Consider the following 17,036-nt stretch of genomic DNA (forward strand, 5'->3'; position numbering starts at 1 on the left):
TCACTTCATCCAGTCGGGCTTGATCGGCAGGCCGTTGGCCGCGCGGTATTCACAGATCGCCTTGAGGTTGTCCATTTCCAGCTGATGCCCAGCGGAGAACATTTCCCAGAAATCGCCCACCCACACCGGCCGTTTCGGCGGCGCCGTCTCGGGGTAGGGATTTACGTCGTAGAAGGGGTGTTTGCAATTGACCCACAGGACAACCGATCCCGGCTTGTTGAACACCACCTGTGCGTCGATCACCCGCAGTAGATAAACCATCCACAGGTGCTGACCCTGGTCCCATGCGCAGTGGTAATCGACTGTCATGCCGTCCTGGTGCGCCACGGTGCGTGTGAAGATCTTGGTGGCGTCGCCGAGGCGGTCGTAGGCCAGCCACAGCCCGGGTTCCTCGGTCTCCACGAAGCCGCGCAGGCTATAGGTCCACTCCTCGAGTGACCTGCTGTCGGCGAGGTACTCGAACACCTCCTGCGGCGGTGCGTCGATATACGCCTGCACCGGGCAGTATTCACCGAAGATCTGATCGTGCGGATAGACCGACCGCAACATATCCATGATGATCGGCGTTGTCGTGTCCTTATCGGAGTTCTCGATGCGAAGGACGCCGGGGATGACCTTCTCCGGAATATCGCTGAGAGCGGGCAAGGCGCTAGTGGTCACGGTGTACTCCTGGAAGTTTCCAATGTCGACAGGAACGGAATAAAGGGCGGAACTTCGTCGGGGTCGCAGTCGATCGAAACGAACGACGGCCCTTCGGTTTCGGTGCACGGGCCGAGTGCGGAAGTCAGTTCGTCGAGGGTCCGCGCTGAGTAGGCGGGCAGGTCGGGGAACATGGCGGCGATGCCCGCTCCGATATGGGTGGGCCGGAATCTGTTGAAGCTGTAGCGATCTCGGTAGTAGAGCTGCTCTCTGGTGAGGCACATGGCGTGTGCGTTGTTGTTGAGGACGACGAAGGTGATCGGTAGCGCGTGCTCGATCGCGGTGTGCACCTCCATGCCATGCATGTAGAACGCGCCGTCGCCCGCGATAACGACCGTGCGCCGAGATCCGTCCTGCCCGCGATGGCGGGCGAACGCCGAGCCGATGCCCGCGCCGAATGCATAACCCATGCCGCCCATGCCGAGGGCGACGACGAACCGGCCGCCGCGCGGCACCCTTAGGTGGTGCACCACCGCCGCGCCGGTATTGCCCGCGTCGGCGAAGACATCGGTGCCTTCCCGCAGCGTCGCACCGATCGTCTCGACGACCTCCCGGTAGCGCAGGCCCGGCCCGCTCGCCTCGGGAACACGCAGTGGCGTCAGCGAATTCGGGACGGTCCGGGCTCCGTTGGTAGCCGTCGCGGTGCCGCGGAATACGTCCGCGAGCTCGGATAGAGTGAGGGCAAGGTCGGTGCTGGTCGCATGGATCGCCGGCAGGTGCGGCGCGTTGACGCCGATACTCGCGACAGGGCACGCACCGAGCAGTTCGTCCACCCCGGTTCGCGCGGTGATCGGCATCGGGGTGCCGACGAGCACGCACAGCGCCGCCGAGCGGATCGCCGCGGAGAGCTCGGGATGTCCCATGCTGCCCGCGACTCCGCAGAAACCGGGATCGGTGTTGTCGTATACGTCTTTGGCGTCCGGTGCCACGCCGACGGTGGCATCCAATGCGGTTGCCAGCCGAGCGAGTTCGCCGCGCGCATCATCGCGCGCCACCTGGTCGCCCGCGATGATCACGATCTTCCCGGTCCGTCGCGCGGTGGTGAGTGCGGCGCGCACCGCCGCGATGCCGTTCTCATCGGCGCGGCCGCCCCTCGGTTCCCACCCGAACGGCGGTATGTCGTCCATGCTCGACTGCTGCACGTCCTTGGGCAGCAACAGCACCGCGGGTCCGCCGCGCCGGGCGGCGGCGACCGCCCTGGCCAGGTGTTCGGGCAGGTCGGCGCCGGTCTCTACGCGTGCGCAGTACTGCGAGATCTCACCGAACATCCGGACCGCGTCGATGGTGCCCGCGTGGCCGCTGGTGTCCTGGAATGCGCCGTGCCCCTCGAGCCCGGTCGGCGGCTGGCCGATCAGCGCCAGCACCGGCACCCTGGACGCGAACGATTCGGCAAGCCCCGCAACGAGATTCATCGCGCCGCCACCGGAGGTGGCGCAGACTACGCCGAGCCCGCCGGTGGAGCGGGCGTAGCCGTCGGCCATCGTCGCCGCGGAGAATTCGTGTTTGGCGACTACTCCGGTGAGGTCGTACGGCGCATCGAAGATGGCGTCGTACAGGTCTTCGATGTTCGCTCCGTCGACTCCGAAAATATGTTTTACCCCGAGGGTCGAAACCGCCCGCACCAAATAGTCCACGACCCTGCTTGGCATCAGCACTCCTTCTCGCAGCGACCGGAAGTGTGCCGAGCACACCCGCCTTCTCACACCGCGTACACGAGAACTACGGGTGAGGGCACTCGGCGGTTCAATCCCTCGTGCAAGATGTAGTCGGGCTCGAGATGCTCGGCGCAAAGATTGGCGCGGCTCTTGCGTGTACGTATACATCTACGTATAGTCGAATCATGCCCAACAAGACGATCTATGTTTCCGATGATGATCTGGCGCTGTTCCAACGAGCGCAGGAGCTGGTCGGCGGCAATCTTTCCGGGGCGGTGACCACGGCGCTGCGTCGGTTCATCGAGCTGGAAGAGGGCAGGCTGGAGGGCTACGACGAGGTAGTTCTACGGGTCGGCCACAACGGCGTGCGCCAGGTCCGATTCTCCGGCGCGATGTTGGGCGAGTACCGCGATACGAACGAGGAGCGTATCGAACACATCAGGGTGTATCGCACCCGTAAAGGCAAGTTCGTGATGCACGCGCAGTATTCGAACTGGGAAGACTATCCACAGGCCGTGGCGGGCACCAGCTGGGTCAAGGATCTGACCAACTGGCGGCGCATGCTCGGAGTCGGCGATCAGGACTGGGGCGATTTCATCTTCGAGATCGTCGATACGCTCGGTGAACTCGAGGGGAAGATTCCGGACAAGCTCTACGAGCGGGTCGCGCAGATCGCCGACCGTCCGCCGGTCGAGGAGCTCGATATCTAGCCGAATAATTCACCAGTACAACAAAATACATATCCCTCGATAGGCCCCTTCGCCGCCCCGGATCTCCGGGAGCGGTGCAGATGAGTCATGCATATATTCGCACTGATTGATGAATCAACTCGAAAGGAAGGCCATGACGAATGGTCACCGCATCCCCGCCATTTCGGCGCTGGGTCTGCGTAAATCGTTCGGCGAGCACGTGGTGCTCGACGGCATCGACATCACGGTCCCGCAGGGAACGGTCTACTCGATGCTCGGTCCCAACGGGGCGGGCAAGACCACGACGGTGCAGATCCTGACCACCCTGATCCGCGCCGACGGTGGCGAGCTCAGGGTCGATGGCCACGATCTGACGTCCGAAGTCGACAAGGTGCGTGGCGCGATCGGCGTGACCGGGCAGTTCTCGGCGGTCGACGAGCTGATGACCGGCCGCGAGAATCTGATCCTGATGGGCGATCTGCACCATCTGCCCCGGCGCGAGACCAAGCGCCTCGCGGCCGATCTACTCGAGCGCTTCGACCTCGTCGAAGCGGGGGACAAGATCGCCTCCACCTACTCCGGCGGCATGACAAGGCGACTGGACCTGGCGATGACCCTGGTCGGCGATCCGCGCATCATCTTCCTCGACGAGCCGACCACCGGCCTCGACCCGCGCAGCAGGCGAATGATGTGGGACATCATTCGCAGCCTGGTCAAGGACTTCAACGTCACCGTCTTCCTCACCACCCAGTACCTGGAGGAAGCCGATCAGCTCGCCGATCGGATCGCGGTTCTCGACCACGGCAAGATCGTTGCCGAAGGCACTGCGGCGGAACTGAAGCGACTGGTTCCCGGCGGTCACATCCGACTGCAGTTCGCCGACCGGTCCGGACGCGACACCGCCGCTCGCGTACTCGATCCCGCCGCGCGTGTTGTCGAGGATGCCGGGGACGACGGCTTCGTGCTGCTGGTTCCCAGCGACGGCGGCGTCAAGTCGCTGCGAGCGGTGCTCGACCGGCTCGACCTCGAACAGATCGAAGTCGAGGGGCTTTCGGTGCACACCCCGGACCTCGATGACGTTTTCCTCACCCTCACCGGCCAGCCCACCGCGGAAATGGAGACTGCGCGATGACCACTATGTCGCTTGCACTGACCGACTCGGCAACGATGTTGCGGCGCAACCTACTTCATGCCAGGCGCTACCCGAGCATGACCTTCAGCGTCATCATCATGCCGATCGTCCTATTGTCGGTCTTCAATTTCGTGTTCGGTGGCGCACTGGAGAAGTCATCGGGCGGTAAGTACATCGACTACCTCACCCCGGGCATGCTGTTGATGATTCCGGCATACATCACGGCATCGGTGGCGGTGTTCATCGCCACCGACAAGACCAAGGGCATCATCAACAGGTTTCGCGTCATGGCGATCGCACCGTCTTCGGTGCTGACCGGTGAGGTGATCGGCGCGCTTATCACGGCCATGCTCGGTGTCGTTGCCATGACCGGGTTCGCATTGCTCATCGGATTCCGGCCGTCGGCGAGTGCCGTCGAGTGGGTCGCCGCGTTCGGGCTGCTCGCCATGTTGACCTTCGCGCTCATCTGGCTCGCGGTGGGGATGGGCCTGGTCGCGTCGAGTCCGGAGAGTGCGAGCAATATGCCCTTTCCGCTGATCATGCTGCCGTTCCTCGGCAGCGGCCTGGTCGCCACCGACACCATGCCGGTCGGCATGCGCCAGTTCGCCGAGTATCAGCCGTTCACGCCTATCACCGAGACGGTGCGCGGCCTGCTGATGGGCACCGAGATCGGCAACAGCGGCATTATCTCGGTCGCCTGGTGCGTCGGTCTCGCGCTGGTGGGCTACCTCTGGTCGTCCTCGGTATTCCGCAAGCAGTCTCGCTGAATTCGGCTGCGCCACTTCCGATACGACAGTTCCGATCCCCCGCCGCTGCCGGCGGGGGATCGGTGCGTCGTCAGACCGTCGCGACGAGCACCCGCTCGCCGGTGGCGACGGACCTGATTTCCACACTGTGGATCTGGTCGGGGGCGGCGTCGATGGTGCGGTCGATGGTCAGCTCGGTGCCAGGTCCGGCGGGCCACTGATCGAGCTCGGTCTGCTTGCCGTCGTTACCGAGGACGAACAATGCGTACTTCCAGGTGTACTTCTGGTCGCTCGCACCGTAGCTGCACGTCATGACGATCCTGGTCTTGCCTTCGGCTGCAACGAGTTTGAAGCTGGCCGAGATCGGCGTCGGCTGCAAAGGCTGCATGCTGCGTTCCGCGACCACCTGCTCGGAGGAGGACGGATTGCTCGATGAGGTGACCGAATAGACCACAGGGACCACGATGGCCACCGCAGCGGCGGCCGCGGCCACCGCAGCTCCGACGGTCACCCACTTGCTGCGGCGTCGCCGCCGTTCGGCCGCGTCCGCGAGCCGAGGCAACAGCTCTGGCACCGGCGGATTCGCCTCCGGCACATCGCCTTCCGGTGCCGCGATCATCAGCAGCGCGGTATCGGTGTCGACGAGGGAGAGCATGCCGGGCATCCCGGCCAGCTCCGCGACCTCGGCCCGGCAGGCCGGGCATTCGGTCAGGTGCTCCTCGTACTCTTTGCGCTCGGTCCTGGTCAGGGAGCCGAGCACGTAGGGGGCGTCCCACGTGGTGTAGTCGTGTGCGGTTTCTGTCATTGGTTCGTCACCCCCATCTCCTGTAGTGCCAGCCGTAGCGCCCGCATGCCGTAGTGCATCCGAGATTTCACCGTTCCGGCGGGAATCTCGAGCTCCGCCGCGATCTGGTGTGTGGAAAGTCCTCGATAGTAGGCACGCACGATCACCTCGCGATGATCGATACTGAGCTTGCCGAGCGCGTCCGCGACCAGCCAGCCGTCCAAAGCCCGATCGGCTTGGTCCGGTTGGGCCTGCTCCGGCGGGCTATCGGTGCGGAACTCGCGCCGGTTGCGCGCACTGCGATGCTCATCCACGGCGAGATGCCTGGCAACGGTGAACAACCATGCTCGCGCCGACATCGTCGACTGATCGAGCACGTTCGGTCGTTGCCATGCCCGCAACAACGTCTCCTGCACGATGTCCTCGGCCCGTCCTGGGTCTCGGACCAACCCGAGCGTGTACCTCCATAATGCCGACGCGTGTTCCTGGTAGAGGACTCGCATCAGCTCGGCCTGATCGTCGGGCATTTGTCACCTCCCGCTCAACCCACGACACAGGGCGGGGTTTTGGTTCAACGCGGGGGCACACGTCAATTGCGCTCTAGTTCGATCGGGTGCGTGGCCAGCAGCGATAGGGGCATCGGTTGGCGGCGGAGCACGTGCGCCCACAGGTCGGGGCGAGCGGTGCTGATCGGATCCGAAGGCAGTGCGGACAGCACGATCCAGTCGTCGTTCTGTAGTTCGCCCTCGAGTTGGCCGAAGGTCCAGCCCGCGTAGCCCGCGAAAATTCGGAGGCCCTCGATCAGTGGGCCGACCTGCGCGGGGTCCGCGTCGAGATCGACGAGCACCACGCGGCCGTCGACCCGGCGCAGCCCTTGAACTCCGGCGATCGAGGCGCCGACGTGCAGGGTGCCGAGGCAGAGCGCCGCGTCCCGCTTGACCGGGCCACCGATGAACAGGGTGCGTGGTGCGGCCGTCGCTTCGGTCCACTTGGGTAGCACGTCGTGCACCGCGGTCTCGCTCGGGCGGTTGAGCACCACGCCGAGGCTGCCCGCTTCGTTGTGCTCGATGATGTACACGACGGTGCGCCGGAAGGTTGGTTCGACCAGCTCGGTCGCCGACACCAACAGCGTGCCCGCACGTACGACCTGCTCGCCGTGCCGGGAATCGCGCCGTTTTCGGTCGCCTTGCCCGCCGCGAGTTTGCCGTTCATCCGGGTCGTCTGCGCGTGCCACCCCGCCATCATCGCACTGGCATGGGCCATTCGTCGGTCAAGCGGGCTGCCCGATTCAGGGAAGAGTCGCGGGTTAGAGTCGGCGACATGGAACGGCCCGAGGTTCTCCTCGACAATGCGGACTCTGTTTATGACTTCTATCGCAAGCACCGGCAGAGCCGGCTCACAGCATGGGGCGCCTACGCCGTACTCGGGCGTCGATACCATCCGCGCGTCAGCTACGCCGATGGCGCGAGGGAAGTGCTTCACGACCTGATCGTCAAGGGCACGCCGCTGCTCCTCGCGATCAACCATCTTTCGGATTCCGATCCGTATACCGTCGCCGCCGCGGCCTGGCGTAGCGAATTACGCAGGGTGATCGGCCGGGTCAGGGTGCTGGCCAAGGACGAGCTTTTCATCGATGAGAAGCAGCGTCGCAAGATCGACATGATGGGCGGGATTCCGGTGTTCCGCGGCAAGGACCACGGCATCCGTGCGGTCAACGCGGCCGGTCAGCGCATGATGGATGTCTGTGCCGAGCGGATGGCGGAAGGTGACGGCATCGCGGTCTTCCCCGAGGGCACCTGCAACGACGTCGACCAGACCCAGGTGCAGGCGGTCGGCAGCGGGATCGGACACATCGCGTTCCGCGCGATGAAACTCGGCGCCGTGCCCGCCGTTGTCAGTATGGCTCTGAGCTACGGTCCGCGACCGGATCCCTCGATTCCGGTGACCAAGGAAGAGGCCAAGGGGGCCAGCTTCTACTTCGGTATGCCGATCACAGAACTGCCCGCACGCCCCGCGGAGATCTCGCGGCTCGTTCGGACAGATCTGCAACAAGCGCTCGACGGTGCCATCGCCGCTTACTGAGTCACCTACTGCGGCAACCCGAGCCGCTCCCGCGCCCAGTGCGGCACCAGCACCAGAAACTCGGGCCTGGTCTCGATGAAGTGATGCACCATCGGACACATCGGCAAGGCTCCGAAGCCGTCTTCGTGCGCGCTGCGAAGCGCGGCCTCGACCAGCACTCGGCCATAGCCCTGACCCTCGTGCCGCGGATAGATCTCGGTGTGCACGAACGCGCGTTCGGAGGCGGTGTCCTGGTATTCGGCGTAACCGGCGATCGCACCGTCGACGTAGAGCTCGTAGCGTTCCAGTGCCGTGTTGTTACGGACCTCAGTCGACATGGCTCGACGCTACTCTGATGCGCCCAAATCACCATGTTTCGCAACACTTGTCCGGTGAAATCCGTCCTCGACTTGTCTACCCGGCCCGGACTGGCAGAATGCTCTTGGTCGCGCCGAACGCTCCGCCAGGAGCGGCGGCCCGGCGGAGGTACGGAAGATGATGAGGACACTGCGTATATCGCGACTGGCGACCGCCCTGTTCACCGCGACCCTGCTCGGCGGATCGATCGCGACCGGATTCGCCGACGCCGCGCCCGTGGCGGCCTTCGGCGCCTGCCCGGACGGATCGGTGCTGCCGAACCGCGGTGTGCGGTGCGCTGTGGTTTCGGTGCCGATGAACTACGCGGACCCGGACGGGCCGAGGATCGACCTGACCGTCAGCCGGATCGCGGCGACCGAGCAGCGCCTCGGCGTCATCGTCGCCAACCCGGGCGGGCCCGGCGCGGACACTCTCGACTATTGGGCACAGCGCGTAGATACGCTGCCCGCCGAACTCGGCGCCCACTACGATCGCGTCGCCGTGCAGCCGCGCGGGCTGCGCTGGGCGACACCGCTGCGTTGCGGCGCGGACTCGAACAACCCTGAGGGCGAGCAGGTTTCGCTCGGCGGCGGCAATCGCGACGTCATCAAGAAGGCATGCGATGCCGCATTGCCCGGCTACCTGGACACCATCACCACCGAGAGCACGGCCCGTGACCTCGACGAGGTGCGTGCCGCGCTCGGGGTGGAGCGGATCAGCTACCTCGGTACGTCCTACGGCACCTACCTCGGCGCGGTCTACGCCTCGCTGTTCCCCGCACGCGTCGATCGGATGGTGTTGGACTCCAACGTCGATCCCGACTGGGTGTGGACAGAGGAATTCGCACAGCAACAGGTCGCGGGCAAGCAGCGCCTCGACGATCTGTTCGCCTGGATCGCCGAGCATCATGAGCGATATGGCCTCGGGGACACCGCGTTTCAGGTCTATCAGAACTGGGTGCGGCTGGTCGTCAACCAGGGCGGCGGCTGGTACGCCAACCTGACCCCGCCGCCCGCGAGCGTCTCCGATCTGCCAGGCAAGCTGCCCGAGCCGCTCGCCGATATCGCGCGCGACGGCTTCAACGGCAGCATGGAACAGTCGGGCAAGGTGCAGAATCTGTTGCGCACCTTGGTATCCGGCGGTGCGTCCGCGCAGGTGCCGCTGGTCGGCGCGACCGCGGTCGCTACCTACACCCGCACCTTCTGGCCGGTCTTCGCCAAGGCGATGGCCGAGGCGAACACCGATCCGGCCAATGTCGCGCAGCTGCTTGCGATCGAGGGCGCCACCAGCACCGATCCCACCGGCCGCTTCGTATTCGCCGCCATTACCTGCAATGAGAACGCCGTACCGGGCAGGCCGGAATTACTCGGCGCTGCCGTCGCCACCATCGCCACCGGCGGCAATGCCATGGATGCCCGGGCCGATATGGTTCGCTCCGGAATGAGCTGTGGCTCATGGCGACCGGTGGCGAAGCCGGTGCCGATCACGGGCCGGGACCTGCGCACACCACCGCTGCTGTTGCAGAGCAGGCACGATGCGTTGACGCAGTACGAGGGCGGCCCGGCCATGGCCCGAGCACTCAATGGATCGTTGGTCACCGTCGAGGGTGGCGATCACGGTACCTTCGGGCGCGGCAACTCCGCCGTCGACGATGCCGTGATGACCTACCTGCGCACCGGCCTCGTCAACATCAGTCACGCCGATCAGGCCCCGCTGCCGACCGGCTGACATGCGATAACACCGCGCGTGCGGCGACAATGTCGAGATGATGTCCGCGCAACGGGTACTGCTCGCCCCCGATAAGTTCAAGGGATCGTTGACCGCGCCGCAGGTAGCGGCGGCGCTGGCCGCAGGCATCATGCGGGTAGCGCCGACGGCCGAGATTCGTCAGGTCCCGGTCGCCGACGGCGGTGACGGGACCGTCGATGCCTTCGTCGCGGCGGGTTGGGAACGGGTCGAGGTGACCGCGACGGGACCGACCGGCGAGCGGTCGCCCGCGTCCTACGCGGTGCGCGGTACGACGGCGGTGATCGAGCTCGCCGCGGTCGTCGGACTGGTGAAACTGCCGGGCGGACGGCTCGATCCACTCGGCGCGAGTACCGAGGGCCTCGGCATCGTTATCGCGCATGCGCTCGACCGTGGTGTCACGAATATCGTGCTCGGACTGGGTGGTAGCGCCTCGACCGATGGCGGCGCGGGCATGTTGCGCGCGCTCGGTGCCCGAATAATCGATCATGAGGGTCATGAATTGCCCACCGGCGGAGCAACTTTGGTCCGCGCCGCGCAGCTGGACCGAACCGGTCTGCATCCTCGCATCGCCGCCGCCGACTTCACCTTGGCCTGCGATGTCGACAATCCGCTACTCGGCCCGACCGGTGCCGTCGCGGTGTATGCGCCGCAAAAAGGCGCGACCGCCGATGAGCTCCCTATTCTCGAAGCGGCACTGTCGAATTGGGCGAAGATCGTCGGTCGGGAGTTCGCGGGCACACCTGGCGCGGGCGCCGCGGGCGGAACCGGATTCGGGGCACTCGCGGTGCTCGGGGCCCAGGTGCGCAGCGGCATCGAGGTAATACTCGAGCTACTCGACTTCCCGGCCCTGCTCGACGGCGCAACCCTCGTCGTCACCGGTGAAGGTTCCCTCGACACGCAAAGCTTGCACGGCAAAGCCCCGATCGGGGTGTGCGCGGTGGCGCGCAAGGCCGGTGTTCCCACCGTCGCCGCCGTGGGTCGCGCGCTGCTCACCCCCGCAGAGATCCGCGCAGGAGGGTTCACGGCCTGCTACGCCCTCGCCGACCTCGAACCGAGCATCGCCGATTCGATCGCCTACGCGGCACCGCTGCTCGAGCGAATCGGTGAACAAATCGCTGTTGATAATCTGCGGAATTGACTGTGGCGTGTTGTCGGTGCGCTGCTCTAGGCCGTCGGTTCCGGCATGTCCTCGCCGGTTTCCAGCAGCGTCTTGAGACCCGACAGAATGCTCGGCCACCCGCCGCCGATGCCTTCGAGCACAGCGCTGCCCGGCTCGAAACCGTCGTGCACGACGGTCAGTTTCACGACCTCGCCCTGCGGATCGAGCTCGAAGGTGACCTTCGAGCGTGGCTCGCGTGCCCACGCCGCGACATCGTCGGGATTCATCTCGAATGCCGCGGCGAAGGCGGGATCGAACGTGTGCCAGGTGTAGGACAGCTTCCGATACGGATCTGATTCCAGGACAAGCTGTTCGGGGTCCTTGCTGGTCCAGTCCTGCTGTTTCCAGACCATTTCCGAGCCTGGGCGCCAATCGGTTTCGAAGCTGGCACCCCAGTATCGGTTGGTAAATGCCGGATCGGTCAGCGCCTGCCACAGCTTTTCGGCGGTGGTCTTGATGTAGGTGGTGTAGACGAATGCGTTGTCACTCATGGGCTTTGCCTCCAGTGCTGTCTTCAGATCCGCGAGCGCGTCGACGCGCTCGCGGTGGTATCGGTTGATCCAGCGGTCGGCTATGGCATTGATGGGTTCGGCGTTGAGGTAGTGGAGTTTTTCGCGGCCGCTGCGACGAGTGGTGATGAGGTTGGCGGATTCCAGGACGGTGAGGTGCTTGCTGACCGATTGGCGGGCCATGTCCAGGCCCGCGCACAACTCGCGCAGCGTCTGACCATTGCGAGCGTCGAGGCTGTCGAGCAGTCGTCTGCGGCTGGGGTCGGCAAGCGCTTTGAATACCTCGTCCATATCAACCTTCTCGATATAGGCAGCCATTCAGCTGCATATACGCCACATTAGGTAGCCATTCGGCTGCATGTCAAGCGCAACCTGAATCGGTGGAGCATTGTCATAACGAAATGTAGTAGATATGCTACGGCCATCTAGTTCTCACTATGGGGAGATGGCATGACCGTGAGCGACGGCGTCGTGCTCGACGTCGAAAATCTTCGAATGCGCTACGGCGCGACCGATGTACTGCACGAGGTGAGCTTTCGGGCACGTCACGGCGAAGTACTGGTGCTACTCGGGCCGAATGGCGCGGGTAAGACCACCACTATCGAAATCCTGGAGGGTTTCCGAATGCGCTCGGCGGGGCGCGTCGAGGTGCTCGGCATCGATCCGGCGCACGGCAACGAGGCATGGCGGGCGCGCGTCGGAGTAGTGCTGCAATCGTGGCGCGACCACGGTAAGTGGCGGGTGCGTGAACTGCTCGCGCACCTGGGCTCCTACTACGCGCCCTACAGCACCGACCTTGTTCGACGCCCATGGGACGCAGACGAACTCGTCGCGGCGGTCGGACTCACCGAGCAGGCGAACAACAAAATCATGACGCTGTCCGGCGGCCAGCGGCGCAGGCTGGACGTGGCGATCGGCATTGTCGGACGACCGGAACTACTCTTCCTCGACGAGCCGACGGCGGGCTTCGACCCCGAGGCACGACGCGAGTTCCACGACCTGGTGCATCGTCTCGCCGACGACCACAAGACCACCATCCTGCTCACCACCCACGATCTGGACGAAGCCGAAAAACTCGCCGATCGGATCCTGATCCTCGCGGGCGGACGCATCATCGCCGATGGCTCCGCCGACGAACTCTCCCGCCGGATCGCGGGCGAGGCCGAGATCCGCTGGACCAGGGACGGACAGCGATTCGTCCACACCACCATCGAATCGACCAAGTTCGTCTATGAGCTGTTCAAGCAGCACGGCGAGGAGATCGGTGAGCTGGAAGTCCGGCGCGCCTCACTCGAAGACACGTACATGACAATGGTCCAACAATTCGAATCCGGCCAGGCCGGCGCCGACGTTCACACCCTGGAAGGAGTGTCACGATGAACCCGATGAACACCGCGGTCCGGGCCGGACTGGTTCGCGGCAGCACCGAACTGCGCCAGGCGCTCACCAATGGTGCGGACCTGTTCGGCCTGCTCTTCTGGCCCTTGGTGATGATTGTCGTGCTGTTCTTCATGCGCAATGGGACCGTGGAAGCCAGCGGGGTCGCACTCGGGGCTTTCGCACTACCGAGCATCCTCGGCATGCTCGTCGCGGTGAACGGGATCTTCGGCATGGCACAGTTCCTCACCCTCGAACGTGAGGATGGAACCCTGTTGCGCGCCAAGGCAATTCCGAACGGGATGGTCGGATACCTGGTCGGCAAGATCGTCACCGTCACCGGGTGGGTCCTCATCCCCTTCACCATCGTGCTGATTCCAGGGCTTTTCCTGGCCGACGGACTCGCACTGAACACGGTGGGCGCGTGGCTGTCGTTGATCGCGGTGCTGGCGCTCGGCATGCTCGCGACGCTGCCATTCGGCGCGGTCATCGGTTCGGCGTTCAACAGTCCCCGCGCCATCGGATTCGTATCGATGCCGATCATGGGCCTCACCGCGGTCTCCGGCATCTTTTACCCCATCACCTCGATGCCGGGCTGGGTGCAGGGCCTCGCGCAGGTCTTCCCGATATATTGGCTCGGCTTGGGCATGCGTTCGGCCATGCTCCCGGGCGAAGCCGTTGCCATCGAGCTCGGCCAGTCGTGGCGGCACTGGGAAACCGTTGGCATGCTCGGGGTTTGGGCCATTGTCGGTTTGAGCGTCGCGCCGATCTTCTTGCGGCGGATGGCCCGAGGTGAATCCGGCTCCAAGGTCGCCGCACGGCGGGAGAAGGCTATGTCACGTGCCTACTGAAGTCATCTACAACCGCATCGCCATGTTGCGCGCCGAGCGCGGCATCTCCCGCAGGGAGCTTGCCGAAGCGCTCGGCGTGCACTATCAGACGATCGGCTATCTCGAACGCGGCGAATACAGCCCGAGCCTGCACCTGGCACTGCGGATCGCCGCCTACTTCGAGGTGGCGGTGGAGTTCGTCTTCTCCACCGCCCCGTTCCCGCGCCTCGGCGCGGGAACGCCCGTTCGAGTCGAGCCTCAGGCGTAGCGACTACACCTCTGCTGCCTGCGCGCCACGGATGAGTTCGTAGGTGGACACCGCTTTGCCCGCCTGCTCGCTCGCGGCAACGGCCTTGCGCCAGTAGGCCTGTGCGGTGTGGGAGAACGTCGCGTCCACACCGACCTCTTCGCTGGCATCGATGATGTGTTGCGCGCCCGCGTCCATCATCTTCAGGCTCGCGAGGTCGGCCCAGCCACCCGCCATGTTGGCGGCGGAGAACTCGGTCATGAAGTAGGGGAAGGCCTCACTGGACCGAATCGCGAACGGTACGAACTGGGCGATGTCGTGGCCCGAGCGCTCGATCACTGCCGTGGCCTGGTCGAATGCGAGCAGCCACGGATGGAAGATGGTCAGCAGTGCCTGGTAGAAGACCTGTGCGAGGCCGTCGTCCTCGCCGAGATATTCCTGTGGGCTCAGTGGGCGCAGCAATTCGGCGTGTGCCTCGAAGACATCCCGTGGGCCGCTGTAGAAGATGTACGAAGCCGGATGCGCGATATTGTCGCCCGCCGACATCACGCCACCCGAAATGAACTGCGCGCCATGCGAACGCACCCATGCCGCGCCGGCTCGCGCCTTTTCCGGGGAGTCCGACGACAGATTGGCGATGACCTTGCCCGCAAGGTGATCGGTGGCCTGACTCAGCACCTCGTACATGGCGGCATAGTGGGTGAGGCTGAGCACGGTCACCTCATTGGCGTCCAGCGCCTCGGCTACCGTTGCCGCGCGCTTCGCGCCGAGTTCGACCATCGCGTCCACCTTGCCGGTGCTGCGATTCCATACCGTCACCTCGACGCCCGCCGCGAGGAGGGCCCGCACCATCGCCTGCCCCATGGGCCCGAGGCCGACGACGGATACGGAGCGGGTGGTTTTCTGCTCGGACATTGTGTGCCTCTTCTGTTCTCGATCGGTTGCTGTCGGCGCCGGGATCGATAGTCGTCGCCGCAGGTAGAGTCGGGAAGACCGAACGTTCAGGTGGGGTTGCTTACCTAAAGGTTCGAAATAAGGTCAGAAGGAGCGCGGCGAACATGAGCAGTGACACAGATCACGAAGACGTGTGTGGCATGAGCCTCGCGATCGACGTCGTCGGTGGTAAATGGAAACTGCACCTGATGTGGGTCCTCGGCGCGGGCCCGCAGCGCTTCGGCCAGATCCGCCAGTTGCTTGTCGGGGTCAGCGAGAAGGTCCTCGCCGAGAACCTGCGCCACCTCGAGGCGAGCGGCATCGTTCATCGCGAGGTCTTCCCCGAAATTCCCCCACGCGTCGAATACTCCCTCACCCCACTCGGCGAAGAACTCAACCTCGCGCTACGTCCCCTCGAGGTCTGGGGCGAGAAGAACCGCCGCGAACTGCACGAAAACCTCTTGACCTCCGTCGGCTGACGCTCGATTCGCGGCAGTCAGCGGTACTCGCACAGGTAAGCCGTCTCGACCTCGGCCCTCACTTGGAACTTGCTATCGGCCGGCACCGTGAATTGTGTTCCGGCCGTGAAGGTTTCCCACTCGGTGCGGCCGGGCAGCTTGGCGGTCAAGGCGCCGGAGACCACCTGCATGATCTCGAGCTGTGAGGTGCCGAACTCGTACTCGCCGACAGCCATGACGCCGACTGTCGCTGGCCCCTCCTGCGTAGCGAAGGCGATCGACGTGACATTGCCATCGAAGTACTCGTTGACCTTGAACAATGCGGCTCCTCGAACTCGGTTGAGGAGTCAGGATACTCGCAGCGATTTCCGGATCCGGCCCACCATATTGCCGAGTAGGCGCGGGGATCCGGACTCCGGGAGGTCGCGGGGCAGCCGGGCGAGAACGACGATCGAGCCGCCGAGCACCGCACAGTAGACGATGACATATCCGTTCATCAGGATCTGGGCGACCGGCCACGACGGCGGAAGCATGAACACGCCGATGGTCACGAAGTCTTCGCTCCAGTGATAGGTCCACGCGCCGGTCGAAAGAAACACCGCGGCCGCCGCGATCCACCAGCGCGGTTTCGACTGCGCCTTGTGCACCAGGTAGACGAGCAGGGGCACGAACCATACCCAGTGGTGGCCCCAGGAGAACGGGGAGATCGCACAGGCGGTGAGACCGGCGAGCGTGACAGCGAGCAGGCGTTCGCCGTGCTCGTCGAGGCTCACGGTGACGGCCAGGCTGATGCCTGCGACGGTGCCCGCGATGAGCAGCCACAGCCACACCGGCGCGGGCCCGCCGATGAGGTGGGCGATGACACCGCGGATGGATTGGTTGGCCGGGTTGATATCCACCGCAATCCGATTGGATTGGAAGAACGTCGAAGTCCAGTACTGCAGGGAGTCGGCGGGCAGCACAATCCAGGTGAGACCGACGGACGCCGCGAAGACCGCGGCGGCGGTGACCGCCGAGCGCCACTGCCGCAGCGCGATGAACTGCACGACGAAGTACATCGGAACGAGTTTGATGCCGGCGGCGAGCCCGACTCCGATACCGCGCAACTTGGCTTGGTCGCCGCGGGAGAAATCCCACAACACCAACAGCATCAGCACCAGGTTGATCTGCCCGTAGTACAGGGTGGTGCGGACGGGCTCGATGAAGGCGCAGGTGATCGCGAGGAGGGCGCTGATACTCGCGAGCGGAACGCTGAGTCGATAGCCGAGTATCCGCCACGACATCAGGACACATCCGAACAGTACGAGCAGGTTCACCACCAGCCACGTGTTCGTGACGTACCGCCACGGCACCATATCGATCGGGATGAAGGCGATGGTCGAGAACGGCGTGTAGGTGTACATGAGACCGAGCACGTTGCTCGGCTCGGTATAGAGCGGAAGTCCGTGCAGGATTTTCCATGCGCCGTCCCGATAGACGTGCACGTCGAGCCCGCCCGCCAGAATTCCTGCTCGCTCGAGCCAGGGATCGACGGTGGTGAAAATAAGGATCACCGCGAGCAGTGCGCTCCCGGTGAGTACGAAAAGCGCTGGGCTTTTGCGTGGAAACTCCAGCGGCCGCGAATTCAGCACCGAGGGACTACGAAATAACC

The 17,036-nt window shown here is 64.7% G+C and carries 20 protein-coding genes; 10 read left to right on the forward strand and 10 right to left on the reverse strand.

The genetic code is table 11. The annotated features are described in order from the left end of the window. Together ACLMAJ_RS07970 and ACLMAJ_RS07975 are read right to left on the reverse strand one after the other, a co-directional pair. The gene (locus tag ACLMAJ_RS07970; RefSeq protein ID WP_412012884.1) at positions 1–660 is read right to left on the reverse strand and encodes an SRPBCC family protein; all 660 of its coding nucleotides are present in this window, start codon (positions 658–660) and stop codon (positions 1–3) included. Further along, positions 657–2,348 carry a thiamine pyrophosphate-binding protein gene (locus ACLMAJ_RS07975; protein WP_412012885.1) on the reverse strand — a complete coding sequence of 564 codons (1,692 nt, stop codon included), beginning with the start codon at positions 2,346–2,348 and terminating at the stop codon, positions 657–659. The genes ACLMAJ_RS07970 and ACLMAJ_RS07975 overlap by 4 nt, the downstream gene beginning before the upstream one ends. Positions 2,349–2,539: 191 nt before the next feature. On the opposite strand from ACLMAJ_RS07975, the gene ACLMAJ_RS07980 reads away from it, so the two are divergent. From ACLMAJ_RS07980 to ACLMAJ_RS07990, 3 genes are all read left to right on the forward strand, one after another. Next, positions 2,540–3,064 (forward strand): EXLDI protein, encoded by a 525-nt coding sequence (locus ACLMAJ_RS07980; protein WP_412012886.1) that lies wholly within the window; start codon positions 2,540–2,542, stop codon positions 3,062–3,064. Between the two features lie 133 nt (positions 3,065–3,197). Next, the gene (locus ACLMAJ_RS07985; protein ID WP_412012887.1) at positions 3,198–4,175 is read left to right on the forward strand and encodes an ATP-binding cassette domain-containing protein; all 978 of its coding nucleotides are present in this window, start codon (positions 3,198–3,200) and stop codon (positions 4,173–4,175) included. Next, positions 4,172–4,942, forward strand: a complete 771-nt coding sequence (locus ACLMAJ_RS07990; protein WP_412012888.1) for an ABC transporter permease — start codon at positions 4,172–4,174, stop codon at positions 4,940–4,942. The genes ACLMAJ_RS07985 and ACLMAJ_RS07990 overlap by 4 nt, the downstream gene beginning before the upstream one ends. A 70-nt stretch (positions 4,943–5,012) precedes the next feature. Here ACLMAJ_RS07990 and ACLMAJ_RS07995 read toward each other — a convergent pair whose 3' ends face one another. The 3 genes from ACLMAJ_RS07995 to ACLMAJ_RS08005 all read right to left on the reverse strand — a co-directional run bounded on the left by ACLMAJ_RS07995 (position 5,013) and on the right by ACLMAJ_RS08005 (position 6,939). Beyond that, the gene (locus tag ACLMAJ_RS07995; protein ID WP_412012889.1) at positions 5,013–5,726 is read right to left on the reverse strand and encodes an anti-sigma factor family protein; all 714 of its coding nucleotides are present in this window, start codon (positions 5,724–5,726) and stop codon (positions 5,013–5,015) included. Further along, entirely contained in the window at positions 5,723–6,232 is a 510-nt protein-coding gene (locus tag ACLMAJ_RS08000) for a sigma-70 family RNA polymerase sigma factor (RefSeq protein ID WP_412012890.1), read from the reverse strand. The genes ACLMAJ_RS07995 and ACLMAJ_RS08000 overlap by 4 nt, the downstream gene beginning before the upstream one ends. 62 nt (positions 6,233–6,294) lie before the next feature. Continuing rightward, entirely contained in the window at positions 6,295–6,939 is a 645-nt protein-coding gene (locus ACLMAJ_RS08005) for a YqgE/AlgH family protein (protein ID WP_412012891.1), read from the reverse strand. An 86-nt stretch (positions 6,940–7,025) separates the two neighbouring features. Between ACLMAJ_RS08005 and ACLMAJ_RS08010 the strand changes: the two genes are divergently transcribed. Further along, positions 7,026–7,787 carry a lysophospholipid acyltransferase family protein gene (locus ACLMAJ_RS08010; protein ID WP_412012892.1) on the forward strand — a complete coding sequence of 254 codons (762 nt, stop codon included), beginning with the start codon at positions 7,026–7,028 and terminating at the stop codon, positions 7,785–7,787. A gap of 5 nt (positions 7,788–7,792) precedes the next feature. Here the strand turns inward: ACLMAJ_RS08010 and ACLMAJ_RS08015 are convergent, their stop codons facing one another. Then, positions 7,793–8,104: a GNAT family N-acetyltransferase gene (locus ACLMAJ_RS08015; protein ID WP_412012893.1), complete on the reverse strand. Its 312-nt coding sequence runs from the start codon at positions 8,102–8,104 to the stop codon at positions 7,793–7,795. Between the two features lie 157 nt (positions 8,105–8,261). Between ACLMAJ_RS08015 and ACLMAJ_RS08020 the strand changes: the two genes are divergently transcribed. Both ACLMAJ_RS08020 and ACLMAJ_RS08025 read left to right on the forward strand, forming a co-directional pair. Then, positions 8,262–9,851 carry an alpha/beta hydrolase gene (locus ACLMAJ_RS08020; RefSeq protein WP_412012894.1) on the forward strand — a complete coding sequence of 530 codons (1,590 nt, stop codon included), beginning with the start codon at positions 8,262–8,264 and terminating at the stop codon, positions 9,849–9,851. A gap of 37 nt (positions 9,852–9,888) precedes the next feature. Then, positions 9,889–11,010: a glycerate kinase gene (locus tag ACLMAJ_RS08025; RefSeq protein WP_412012895.1), complete on the forward strand. Its 1,122-nt coding sequence runs from the start codon at positions 9,889–9,891 to the stop codon at positions 11,008–11,010. Positions 11,011–11,036: 26 nt separating this feature from the next. Here ACLMAJ_RS08025 and ACLMAJ_RS08030 read toward each other — a convergent pair whose 3' ends face one another. Further along, complete coding sequence (locus ACLMAJ_RS08030; RefSeq protein ID WP_412013252.1) at positions 11,037–11,831, reverse strand: ArsR/SmtB family transcription factor; 795 nt, start codon at positions 11,829–11,831, stop codon at positions 11,037–11,039. A 159-nt stretch (positions 11,832–11,990) separates the two neighbouring features. Here ACLMAJ_RS08030 and ACLMAJ_RS08035 point away from each other — a divergent pair, with 159 nt between their 5' ends. From ACLMAJ_RS08035 to ACLMAJ_RS08045, 3 genes are read left to right on the forward strand one after another with little or no spacing between them, the layout of a single operon-like run. Further along, positions 11,991–12,920 (forward strand): ABC transporter ATP-binding protein, encoded by a 930-nt coding sequence (locus tag ACLMAJ_RS08035; RefSeq protein WP_412012896.1) that lies wholly within the window; start codon positions 11,991–11,993, stop codon positions 12,918–12,920. Beyond that, a complete protein-coding gene (locus ACLMAJ_RS08040; RefSeq protein WP_412012897.1) occupies positions 12,917–13,768 on the forward strand; it encodes an ABC transporter permease in 852 nt (283 codons plus the stop codon). Before ACLMAJ_RS08035 ends, ACLMAJ_RS08040 begins: the two co-directional genes overlap by 4 nt. Then, positions 13,758–14,015, forward strand: coding sequence for a helix-turn-helix transcriptional regulator (locus tag ACLMAJ_RS08045; RefSeq protein ID WP_412012898.1), 258 nt, complete (start codon positions 13,758–13,760; stop codon positions 14,013–14,015). Before ACLMAJ_RS08040 ends, ACLMAJ_RS08045 begins: the two co-directional genes overlap by 11 nt. A gap of 3 nt (positions 14,016–14,018) precedes the next feature. Here the strand turns inward: ACLMAJ_RS08045 and ACLMAJ_RS08050 are convergent, their stop codons facing one another. Continuing rightward, positions 14,019–14,954, reverse strand: a complete 936-nt coding sequence (locus tag ACLMAJ_RS08050; protein WP_412013253.1) for an NAD(P)-dependent oxidoreductase — start codon at positions 14,952–14,954, stop codon at positions 14,019–14,021. 98 nt (positions 14,955–15,052) lie between these two features. Between ACLMAJ_RS08050 and ACLMAJ_RS08055 the strand changes: the two genes are divergently transcribed. Beyond that, positions 15,053–15,406, forward strand: a complete 354-nt coding sequence (locus ACLMAJ_RS08055; RefSeq protein ID WP_412012899.1) for a winged helix-turn-helix transcriptional regulator — start codon at positions 15,053–15,055, stop codon at positions 15,404–15,406. 17 nt (positions 15,407–15,423) lie between these two features. Here the strand turns inward: ACLMAJ_RS08055 and ppnP are convergent, their stop codons facing one another. Together ppnP and ACLMAJ_RS08065 are read right to left on the reverse strand one after the other, a co-directional pair. Next, on the reverse strand, positions 15,424–15,705 hold the full coding sequence (gene ppnP, locus ACLMAJ_RS08060) for a pyrimidine/purine nucleoside phosphorylase (RefSeq protein WP_412012900.1): 282 nt from the start codon (positions 15,703–15,705) through the stop codon (positions 15,424–15,426). Positions 15,706–15,732: 27 nt separating this feature from the next. Next, complete coding sequence (locus ACLMAJ_RS08065) at positions 15,733–17,016, reverse strand: glycosyltransferase 87 family protein (RefSeq protein ID WP_412012901.1); 1,284 nt, start codon at positions 17,014–17,016, stop codon at positions 15,733–15,735. Between the last annotated feature and the right edge of the window lie 20 nt (positions 17,017–17,036).

Source organism: Nocardia arseniciresistens, assembly GCF_046764875.1.
In the GTDB taxonomy this organism is placed as follows: Bacteria; Actinomycetota; Actinomycetes; order Mycobacteriales; family Mycobacteriaceae; genus Nocardia; species Nocardia arseniciresistens.